We start from the raw sequence: 6,531 nt of genomic DNA, 5'->3' as shown, positions 1-6,531 counted from the left end.
CTCCACGGCGAGCTCGACATGCGCACCCCCGCCGAGGTCGAGCAGGCGTACTACGCTGACCTCGAATCAGCCCAGCCGGCCCCTGCCGGACAAAGCTCCCAATAGGAACGAAAGCCAGGCCGATTCAAAGAGCATCGCCGCGAGGACCGTGTTCTGGCGAGTCGAAGTTGGCAGCTTCGCCAGCAGCTCGACCAGCGAATCGTTCACGACTCAGTCTTGGGCACCAGCTGAAACTCGACGAGATTCTCCCCGTGGGTCGTCAGCTTGATGTCGGTGCTCTTCTTCGTGTCAAGAAAGTTCTCACTTCCACCCTTCTGGAGGGTGTTCAAGAGGCTGCTCGGAATCGGCCACGAGAGCGTCTTGAAGGCGGAATAGACATGGTCCACCGAGATCGGGGACACGTCCAGCTCTTTCGACAACCAGTACACGACCGACACGGCCTTGTGAACAGCGTTCGACGCGGGATGCGCGTCTGTGAAGTCCTTGAGCGAGAGGCCCAGCTCTCCGCCGGTGGAGTAGAAGTTCAGCGACTTGGCGAACGTAAGCGTCTGCTTCTTGCTCGTGTTCTTGCTCGTGCCAGCCTTCCCGGGGTTCCGCCTACGAGTAGATCCCGATCCACTTCCATTGCTACCGGCCACTTCATCCGCAGCTTGCTGCGTCTGTTCCTCGGACTGATCGCTCTGCTCTTCGTGATCGTTCTTCGCGGGATTGGGGTTAGGAGCGGTGTGGCGGTCACCCAGCAAGAAGCGGAATGCGGCTATCTGCAGCTCGGGATTCTCGAACTTCGCGACCGCGGCCGCGACGGCCTCTACCTGCGCGACTCGCGCTTCAAATCGGCAATGCCCCCATGGCTCATGGCGGCACGCTACACCCGCCAGATCTGGGTCAGGCTGCGCCACGCCGCCCGCACGGAGCCCTTTCGGAGTCCCAGCCTGTTCCGGAACCAACAGAGCCCCGGCGGATCCTCAGATCCACCGGGGCTTTCTCTGTGGGCTGTTGGCAGAACCTGTCCTGGCGCGGATCGCGGCCGGATGCCGTTCCCGCGTTTCCTGTAACCACTCCCCGTTTTTCCTGTACGGGCGGGCGGGGCCATCCGTCGCGTCTCCGGAGGCGACGCCGCCAGCCCTCGTGACGCTGAGACATGCAAGCGGCGGTCGGCTCTCCCTCAACCCAGGTGTCCGGGAAAAGCCGGTCCGGCACCGATCATCCACCTGCACTGAAGGTCTCAAGCGCAACGACCACGACGAGAAGAACGGAGCTGAACCCGGTTCGGTGGACACGGGTTCAGCTCCAGTCGTCACTCACGTATACCGGGGCGGGTTTAGCCATGGATCTTCCCTCCGCAGATTCGGTCCCAACATCCGCCTCATCTCCGACCCGGGCACGCCGGGATCCGGGATCATCTCGATGGCGCTGAACACGATCACTTCCTGCTGCGCTGTGTCCGTGCTCGGATAGATATTCTCGAGCCACTGCCAGACGGCGACACGCTGTGCCTCGTTGGCCGCCGGACTCAGCAGCCAACGGACGACGTCCGGAAACAGGAGATGAGCTAGCACCTCTCCGTCGTTGTCCTCGAGACTTTCCTGAAGCAGTGGCCGCAAGAAAGGAAACTCGAAGAAGAGCGCCCCAGCGAGAGAGACCGTGCTGGCATTCATCGCAATACGTCCTGAAGTTCGTTCCTGAGGCTGCTCGCAACCAGCCGGTCATGATATGTGGCATTCGGGTTGTTCCTGAGCCACCTATTGAGTCCGTTCAAAGTCTCCTGCTCTTTCACACTGTGTGTTCTTCCGTTGTCTGACAGCGCGAACTTCAGCCGCGCTACCAGTCGGTGGCGAGAAGATCTCGCCGGGCGAGGAAGACGACGCCGCCGATGGCGTCAGCAGCCGCATCGAAGTCCGCGTGCGCGGCGACCAGACCGACGGCCCAGCCCTGAGGGGGGAACTTTTTGCGTGATCGCGGCGCTCCGGCCGAATGAGCCGCTCATACAGTTTTCGCGGCATCGTCGCCAGCAGCGAAGATACGCCGGGCGAGACCTCACGGGCCGCAGGAGAGGTCAGCGCCCGGTTTCGTACTCGAGAAGGTTCAGGTCGACGCATTGCTGGAGGTAACCCGAGACCCTGGCCGCGTGCGGCTCATCCCTGCAGTCGATTGCCACGAATCTTGATCCGGACCACTCCTGAAGCGTCCCGAGTTCACACAAACGGTCGTAGAGGTCTTGCTGAACCGCGACCCGATCCTCGCGCAGGTAGGCGCGCAACACATACCTCCCCGATTCCTCCAACTTCTCGTCAAGAAGAAGACCGCGCTCGTCGTCGGCCCTGAAAGAAACCACGTCACCCAAGGCGACGCCGTAGCGGTAGAAGGGAATGCAACAGATCTCGAGCCGCTCCGAGTCGAGCCTACGGGTCCAGAGCTGCTCCAGGTTGGACTCATCGTCAGGGATGCTGGCATTGAGGATGAAGTCCGCCTTCTCCCGCCAGACGGGTGCGAGGTGCGTCCTGTAGGTGAACTGCGTCAACGGGCGCTCCCCCTCCAAGCCCCAGGCCAGTGCGTCGGCGGCCACGCGCCAGTGTAACCGCCAGGTGGAGTGGCGTGAGGAACGAACTGGTGACAGGTTCGGTTTAGGCCGCGAGTGTGAGCGGCTCGGTTAGCTTGGCTTCGAACTCGATGGGTGTCAAGCCGCCGAGGGTGTCCTGTGCTCGTTGCCGGTGGTATTTCCGCTCGATCCAGACGACGATCGCGAGCCGCAGCTCCTGCAGGGTCGCCCACCTCTGCTGGTTGAGCACGTTCGTTTGAAGAAGGCAAGCTCTACCTCTGCGCCATCAAGGACGTGTCCTCGAACCGGATCGTCGGGTACTCGATCAGCGACTGAATGAACGCACGTCTGGCCGTCGACGCCGTGAACAGCGCCGCCGCCAGGCGCGGGAACGTCGCCGGCTGCATGGTCCACACCGCCAGAGGACGCAGTTTCGCGCCCACAAGTTCGCCACCACCCCGGCAGATGTGATCTGCAGCCTAGTCGCCGCTCTCATCCGAGCAAGGCACTTGTGCGGTGCTCCCGTCGATGCGCAACCAGACACCCTCAAGGTCATCGATGTGGTCGATATTGAACGTCGTGAGGATCGAGTCCGCGGTGGGAGTCGACCCCCCGCTCGAGACGGTGACTCGCTCAAGCTCGTCGGTGGCCGGTATCGAGATCGACTCGGTTGTCGCTCGCAAGCCGTGCGGCGGCGCAGCGACAGCGAATTCACCTCCGGGTTCGAGGACGAAACTGCCGGAGCCCTCGTACGCGACCGTGACGTGACCTCCAGGTGGCTCAGCTCTGAACGAGAGCCTCAAGCCCTCTTGCATCGACCGGCTTCCACACCAGTGAAACCAAACCTCGCCAGAGCGCACCGTGAGCTCCAAGCGATCGTCACCGGGTTCGGTCGGAAAGAAGTACATGCATCCCGCCATCGTGCCCGCGCAAAGGGCGAGCACGGCAAGGGCACCCGCCCACCGTGCCATCAGGCGCAGTCCCTCGGTCAACATGCGGCATAGCCCCCTCGCCTAAAGCTGGCATCCCATTCGAAGTAATTGGCGCACGCTCTGTTGCCAGTTAGCAAGGTCGAGTATGCCGACGCTATGCCGTATGCAGCTGCGTACCCCAGGCCTCCCCACCCTGCCCATTGTGCGGCATGCCTGGATTCGTGAGCCATCAGGGAATCCCGACATAGAACGAGATGAGTGGGATCCTGCGTAACGAACACGTCGCCGAAGATCGTACCGCCCGTGCCCGCGCCTCCTGGATTGACGGCGTTTCCGCATACGAGTATTCCTGTCGACGCTGGCCGACAGTCGCCGCCGTTCGCCATCGCGTAGGCCCAGGCGGCTCCCGAGACGGGAGCATTTACGATGCGCCGGAGTAGGGGCAGGTCTTCCATGGCTTCAGTTGCGACGACGTTCCATTGCGTGAGGCCCGACCCGAACGTCATATAAAGCGGCGCGATCTGAGGAAGATACTGTTCATCGTTGGGCCATGGAAGCCGCCCTGGAAGACGCCGGTCGCCGCCGCGTACGCGGGCCAGCCGCCGCACAGGTGCTGATCAGCTTCCTGATCGCCAACTACAACCTCCGAAAGATCGCCGCGTGGCTCGACGACTACATCCGGGGACGACTCCCCGACCCTGCCAAGTTCAGACCGCTCCGCCGCCGCGACCGCGTGTGGGCGAACCGGTACACCAAGACCACCGGCGACGGCGATCCCACCATTCCCCCTCGCGGACCTCAGGCGGCAGCCGCAGCAGATTCCGACGACCCGCTTGTCCCGATGAGGACCTGACTCGCCGCAGGAGCAGCATCACCGGCCGGTGAAGAAACCGGCACACCCACGCTCACCCAGGACAATCGAACGCGCCCGAAACCGGGCGCGTTCGCCATTTCCGGGATCCGTTCCGCCGGGGTAGCCGATCCAACCGCTCCAGCCCTCACCACAACAACAGAAAAAGAAGAAGGGCACCGGCTTCACGCCAGTGCCCTTCTTCCTTATCGACCGTTTTGCCATCAGTTCTGCCAACGGCCCCACCGGTGCCAACGGCCCTCTCTGTCGGGATGACAGGATTTGAACCTGCGACCCCTTGACCCCCAGTCAAGTGCGCTACCAAGCTGCGCCACATCCCGGTCTTCTGCTGCCCGCGCGCGGACAACTCCCCTATCCTAGCCGCTCCGCGCACGCCGCGCGAACCAGCGTGACGCCGCGCATGTCGCGGATGCCGTTGCCCGATGTCGCACCCCGACGCTACCGTCTGGCCATGACCCAGATCACGGTCGAACCAGCGACGCCGGAGCGGTTCGACGACATCGAGTACGCGTTCGCCGACGGCGGCGACGGGGCGGCATGCCAGTGCCTGTGGTGGCTGCTGACCGGGCGTGACTTCGAGGCGGCCACCGTCGCCGAGCGCACCGACATGTTCCGCGCCGAGATCGAGACCGGCCCGCCGGGCCTGGTGGCCTACGTCGACGGCTCCCCCGCCGGCTGGGTGCGCGTCGGTCCGCGCACCCAACAGCCGCGCCTCGCACGCACGCGCAACTACGCCGCGTCGCCGATCCCCTTCGACGATCCGGATGTCTGGGCGGTCAGCTGTTTCGTCGTGCGCCGTGAGTTCCGCGGTCAGGGCGTCAGCACGAGGCTGCTGGATGCCGCGGTGGACTACGCACGCGCGGCCGGGGCCCGCATCGTCGAGGCTTACCCGATCGACGTCGCCGCGAAGAAGACGCCGGTGAACGACCTGTACCACGGCACCCTTTCGATCTTCGAGAACGCCGGATTCCAGGAGGTGGCCCGCCCGAAGCCGCACATCGTGATCGTGGAGCTGCACGTCTCGGGCTGACCGCCTCCGCGGCGAGCGCCGCCTCTGACCGTACGATGAGACGACTGTCCGCCCTGCCCGAAGGAGCGCCGTGCGCACTGCACCCGACCGTTCGCCGACCACTACCGCCGCGCCGACCGGCAGCCAGGACACCCGCTGGTGGTGGGGCTTCGCGATCTACGCGCTCGTCGCCCTCGTCCACGTCGGGCTGCTCGCCGCCGGTTCGCCGCTGACCTACCCGAGCAAGCTCGCGCTCATGCCGGTGCTCATCCTCGCCGCCGTCTGGGCACTGCGGAGCACTCGCTGGAGCGCCCCTCACGCGCTGCTGGTCGCCGCGCTGCTGTTCTCGTGGTTCGGTGACGGCGCAGCGTTCTTCTTCCCCTTCTTCGACGACGAGCTGCCGATGATGCTGCTCAGCTTCGGGCTGGCGCACGCCTGCTACATCGCGCTGTTCTGGCGGCATCTCGCGGTCCGCCGCCTCCCCTGGTGGTCGGCGGTCTTCGCGATCTGGTGGGTGGTGCTGATTATCGTGCTGTGGCCCCTGCTCGGCGCGCTCGCGCTCGGCGTCGCCGCCTACGGGCTGGTGCTGGGTGGCACCGCGGTCGCCGCCACGCGGTGCAACCCGGCCGTCGTGGTGGGCGCGCTGTTCTTCCTGGCATCCGACACCATCCTCGCGTTCCGCCTGTTCGTGCCCGGCACCCCGGGGTGGATGGGCGTGGCCGTCATGGTGACGTACACGATCGGGCAGGGATTCATCGCGTACGGGGTCGTGCGCCACCTGCGTGCGAAAGACGATCGATGACGGATGCCACGCAGAAGCCGGCGCGCGTCGACGCGTGGCTCTGGGCGGTGCGCGTGTACAAGACCCGCTCCGCCGCGACCACGGCATGCCGTGCCGGCCACGTGCGGGTCAACGGCGAGCGCGCGAAGGCCGCGCAGCCGGTGCGGCCCGGCGACGAGCTGCGGGTGCGCATCGCGGGGTTCGACCGCATCCTGGTGGTGCGGCAGACCATCACCAAGCGCGTGGGCGCGGCACTGGCAGCGGCCGCCGTGGAGGATCGCACCCCTCCCCCGCCGCCGCGCGAGATGACCGCGTTCGTGCCCGTCCGCGATCGCGGCGCGGGCCGCCCGACCAAGCGCGAGCGGCGCGAGACCGACCGACTGCGCGGGCGCTGAACGA

General features: G+C 65.3%; 8 protein-coding genes, 1 tRNA gene and 2 pseudogenes. 5 read left to right on the top strand and 6 right to left on the bottom strand.

Going from position 1 to position 6,531, the window contains the following annotated elements; genetic code table 11:
• Window positions 1-203 precede the first annotated feature (203 nt).
• The 4 genes and pseudogenes from NQ165_RS14360 to NQ165_RS14345 form a co-directional block, all read right to left on the bottom strand.
• The gene (locus NQ165_RS14360) at window positions 204-899 is read right to left on the bottom strand and encodes a hypothetical protein (RefSeq protein WP_257534043.1); all 696 of its coding nucleotides are present in this window, start codon (window positions 897-899) and stop codon (window positions 204-206) included.
• A gap of 402 nt (window positions 900-1,301) precedes the next feature.
• A complete protein-coding gene (locus NQ165_RS14355) occupies window positions 1,302-1,658 on the bottom strand; it encodes a hypothetical protein (RefSeq protein ID WP_257513939.1) in 357 nt (118 codons plus the stop codon).
• Window positions 1,659-2,056: 398 nt separating this feature from the next.
• On the bottom strand, window positions 2,057-2,566 hold the full coding sequence (locus NQ165_RS14350; protein ID WP_257513938.1) for a DUF4265 domain-containing protein: 510 nt from the start codon (window positions 2,564-2,566) through the stop codon (window positions 2,057-2,059).
• Window positions 2,567-2,624: 58 nt separating this feature from the next.
• Window positions 2,625-2,804 (bottom strand): annotated as a pseudogene (locus NQ165_RS14345) (IS3 family transposase); the annotation flags it as partial.
• Here NQ165_RS14345 and NQ165_RS14745 point away from each other — a divergent pair.
• A pseudogene (locus NQ165_RS14745) lies at window positions 2,801-2,974 on the top strand (DDE-type integrase/transposase/recombinase); the annotation flags it as partial. The pseudogenes NQ165_RS14345 and NQ165_RS14745 sit on opposite strands and share 4 nt — an antisense overlap.
• A 44-nt stretch (window positions 2,975-3,018) precedes the next feature.
• Here the strand turns inward: NQ165_RS14745 and NQ165_RS14335 are convergent.
• Window positions 3,019-3,354, bottom strand: a complete 336-nt coding sequence (locus NQ165_RS14335; protein ID WP_257534041.1) for a hypothetical protein — start codon at window positions 3,352-3,354, stop codon at window positions 3,019-3,021.
• Window positions 3,355-4,021: 667 nt separating this feature from the next.
• Here NQ165_RS14335 and NQ165_RS14330 point away from each other — a divergent pair.
• Window positions 4,022-4,324 (top strand): hypothetical protein, encoded by a 303-nt coding sequence (locus NQ165_RS14330; protein WP_257513935.1) that lies wholly within the window; start codon window positions 4,022-4,024, stop codon window positions 4,322-4,324.
• A gap of 264 nt (window positions 4,325-4,588) precedes the next feature.
• On the opposite strand, the gene NQ165_RS14325 is transcribed toward NQ165_RS14330, so the two are convergent.
• Window positions 4,589-4,662 (bottom strand) — tRNA-Pro (locus NQ165_RS14325).
• A gap of 131 nt (window positions 4,663-4,793) precedes the next feature.
• Here NQ165_RS14325 and NQ165_RS14320 point away from each other — a divergent pair.
• From NQ165_RS14320 to NQ165_RS14310, 3 genes are all read left to right on the top strand, one after another.
• Window positions 4,794-5,372, top strand: a complete 579-nt coding sequence (locus tag NQ165_RS14320) for a GNAT family N-acetyltransferase (RefSeq protein ID WP_257534039.1) — start codon at window positions 4,794-4,796, stop codon at window positions 5,370-5,372.
• 70 nt (window positions 5,373-5,442) lie between these two features.
• On the top strand, window positions 5,443-6,153 hold the full coding sequence (locus tag NQ165_RS14315) for a lysoplasmalogenase (RefSeq protein ID WP_257534038.1): 711 nt from the start codon (window positions 5,443-5,445) through the stop codon (window positions 6,151-6,153).
• The gene (locus tag NQ165_RS14310) at window positions 6,150-6,527 is read left to right on the top strand and encodes an RNA-binding S4 domain-containing protein (RefSeq protein ID WP_257534037.1); all 378 of its coding nucleotides are present in this window, start codon (window positions 6,150-6,152) and stop codon (window positions 6,525-6,527) included. The genes NQ165_RS14315 and NQ165_RS14310 overlap by 4 nt, the downstream gene beginning before the upstream one ends.
• Window positions 6,528-6,531: the final 4 nt, after the last annotated feature.

Origin of the sequence: Microbacterium sp. zg.Y1084 (genome assembly GCF_024623595.1) — a bacterium.
GTDB lineage: Bacteria > Actinomycetota > Actinomycetes > Actinomycetales > Microbacteriaceae > Microbacterium > Microbacterium wangruii.
This window is presented reverse-complemented; position numbering and strand designations above follow the sequence as displayed.

Excerpts from the sequence above, each read along its gene's own strand:
- NQ165_RS14310 (WP_257534037.1), top strand. The coding sequence starts at position 6,150 with ATGACGGATGCCACGCAGAAGCCGGCGCGCGTCGACGCGTGGCTCTGG.
- NQ165_RS14330 (WP_257513935.1), top strand. The coding sequence starts at position 4,022 with ATGGAAGCCGCCCTGGAAGACGCCGGTCGCCGCCGCGTACGCGGGCCA.
- NQ165_RS14335 (WP_257534041.1), bottom strand. The coding sequence starts at position 3,354 with ATGCAAGAGGGCTTGAGGCTCTCGTTCAGAGCTGAGCCACCTGGAGGT.
- NQ165_RS14355 (WP_257513939.1), bottom strand. The coding sequence starts at position 1,658 with ATGAATGCCAGCACGGTCTCTCTCGCTGGGGCGCTCTTCTTCGAGTTT.
- NQ165_RS14320 (WP_257534039.1), top strand. The coding sequence starts at position 4,794 with ATGACCCAGATCACGGTCGAACCAGCGACGCCGGAGCGGTTCGACGAC.